The organism is Actinosynnema sp. (genome assembly GCF_052038725.1).
Genome location: NZ_JBQGCX010001280.1, coordinates 1 through 1,863, shown reverse-complemented (window position 1 = coordinate 1,863; position 1,863 = coordinate 1). Strand labels below are relative to the sequence as shown.

The following is a 1,863-nucleotide window of genomic DNA, read 5'->3' as shown; positions in this document are numbered from 1 at the left end:
CGCTAGCCCGGCGGCTGCTGCTGACCCTGCTGCTCACCGGTCTGCTGCCCCTGCTGGCCGTCCTGCGCGTTCGGCTGCGGCTGGCCCTGCTGGGCCTGACCCTGCTCGGTCTGGTTCTGCGGGGCCTGCCCCTGCTGAGGCTGGCCCTGCTGACCCTGGCCCTGCTGAGGCTGCCCCTGCTGGGTCTGCCCCTCCTGGCCCTGCGCGGTCCCCTGCTGGTTCTGCTGGTTCTGCGCGTCCTGCTGGGGCGCCGGGGGCTGGCTCACCGTGGTCGGCGCGGGCAGCGGCACCGCGCTGGGGGTGCCGTAGACCTGCACCGAGCCGTCGGGGAGCTGGCGGAGCCTGGCCGGGTCGCCCGCCGGGACCATGCCGAGCCCGCGCGCGGCCTCGGACAGGGTCAGGGGCGACTCGGCCTGCGCGACCTCGCGGCGCAGCTGCTCGACCTTGCGGGCCAGCTCGGTCTCCTCGGCGCGGGCCTCCTGCAGCCGGTAGGAGTCCTCGGTGGCCTGGGTGGACAGCCACATGATCGCCGCGATGCCCACGCCGAGCACCAGCATCACCATGACCACGAACGGGGCCTTGTGGACGGGCGCGGGCTTGCGCACCTGCTCGGGTCTGCGACCGGTGCGCTGCGCCTTGCGGGCGTACGCCTTCTCCGCCGCGCCGGACCTCGGGCGCGCCGGGCGCTCGGGCACGGCGCGCAGCGCGCGCTCGCGGGGGCCCCTGGCCGGGTTGGTCGGGACGCCGCCCGCGCGGGCCGGTGCGGTCATGTCGCCTCCCTGATCCGTTCCGCCGCCCGCAGGCGCACGGGAGCCGCCCTCGGGTTGTCCTCGATCTCCGACTCGTTCGCCACCTCGGCGCCCCTGGTCAGCAGCTTGACCTCGGGGCCGTGGCCGGGCAGCTCGACGGGGAGGCCCGCCGGGGTGCGGGACGCGGCCAGGTCGGCGAGCGCGCGCTTGACCATCCGGTCCTCCAGCGACTGGTAGGACTCGACGACGATCCGCCCGCCGACGGCCAGCACCGACAGGGCGGCGGGCAGCGCCGCGCGCAGCGACTCCAGCTCGCGGTTGACCTCGATGCGCAGGGCCTGGAACGTGCGCTTGGCCGGGTGGCCGCCGGTGCGCCTGGTCGCGGCGGGCACCGACGCGTACAGCAGCTCGACCAGCCTGCCGCTGGTGGTGAACGGCTCCTTGGCGCGCTCGCGCACGACGGCGGCGGCGATCTTGCGGGCGAACCGCTCCTCGCCGTAGTCGCGCAGCACGCGGGCCAGCTCGGCGGCCGGGTAGGTGTTGAGCACGTCGGCCGCGGTCTCGCCGCTGCCCGCGCTCATCCGCATGTCCAGCGGCGCGTCCTGGGAGTAGGCGAACCCGCGCTCCCGCGCGTCGAGCTGGAGCGAGGAGACGCCCAGGTCCATCAGGATGCCGTCGACCTTGCGCCCGTCCACCGCCTCGGCGATGCCGTCGTAGGTGGTCTGGACGAACTCGACCCGGTCGGCGAACGGCGCGAGGCGGGCCTTCGCGAGCGCGATGGCCTGCGGGTCGCGGTCGAGGCCGATGAGCCGCACGCCGGGGTGCGCCTTGAGGACGGCCTCGGAGTGCCCGCCGAGACCGAGGGTGCAGTCCACGAAGACGGCGTCGTCGCGGTCTGCCAGCGCGGGCGCGAGCAGGCCGAGGACGCGGTCCAGCAGCACCGGCACGTGCCGCGCCGCCTCACCCATGAACGTCCTCTCCTCGACCGTGGCCGTGCTGTGCTCGCCCTGCTTGCTGCTCGCTCTGGTTGCTGCTCTCGTCGCGCGACCGCCGCGGCGCTGGCGCCCGGTCTTGGGCGCGGTGTTCCGGCACTGGGTCCTGGCTCCTGGTCGGC

At 75.4% G+C, this 1,863-nt stretch carries 2 protein-coding genes; both read right to left on the bottom strand.

Annotated features, from left to right (window positions below):
- Window positions 1-2 precede the first annotated feature (2 nt).
- Window positions 3-770: a hypothetical protein gene (locus ACTUAL_RS27030; RefSeq protein WP_440902219.1), complete on the bottom strand. Its 768-nt coding sequence runs from the start codon at window positions 768-770 to the stop codon at window positions 3-5.
- A complete protein-coding gene (gene rsmH, locus ACTUAL_RS27025) occupies window positions 767-1,717 on the bottom strand; it encodes a 16S rRNA (cytosine(1402)-N(4))-methyltransferase RsmH (protein WP_096496468.1) in 951 nt (316 codons plus the stop codon). Before rsmH ends, ACTUAL_RS27030 begins: the two co-directional genes overlap by 4 nt.
- Between the last annotated feature and the right edge of the window lie 146 nt (window positions 1,718-1,863).

Coding starts and splice junctions, on each gene's coding strand:
- ACTUAL_RS27030 (WP_440902219.1), bottom strand. CDS start 770: ATGACCGCACCGGCCCGCGCGGGCGGCGTCCCGACCAACCCGGCCAGG.
- rsmH (WP_096496468.1), bottom strand. CDS start 1,717: ATGGGTGAGGCGGCGCGGCACGTGCCGGTGCTGCTGGACCGCGTCCTC.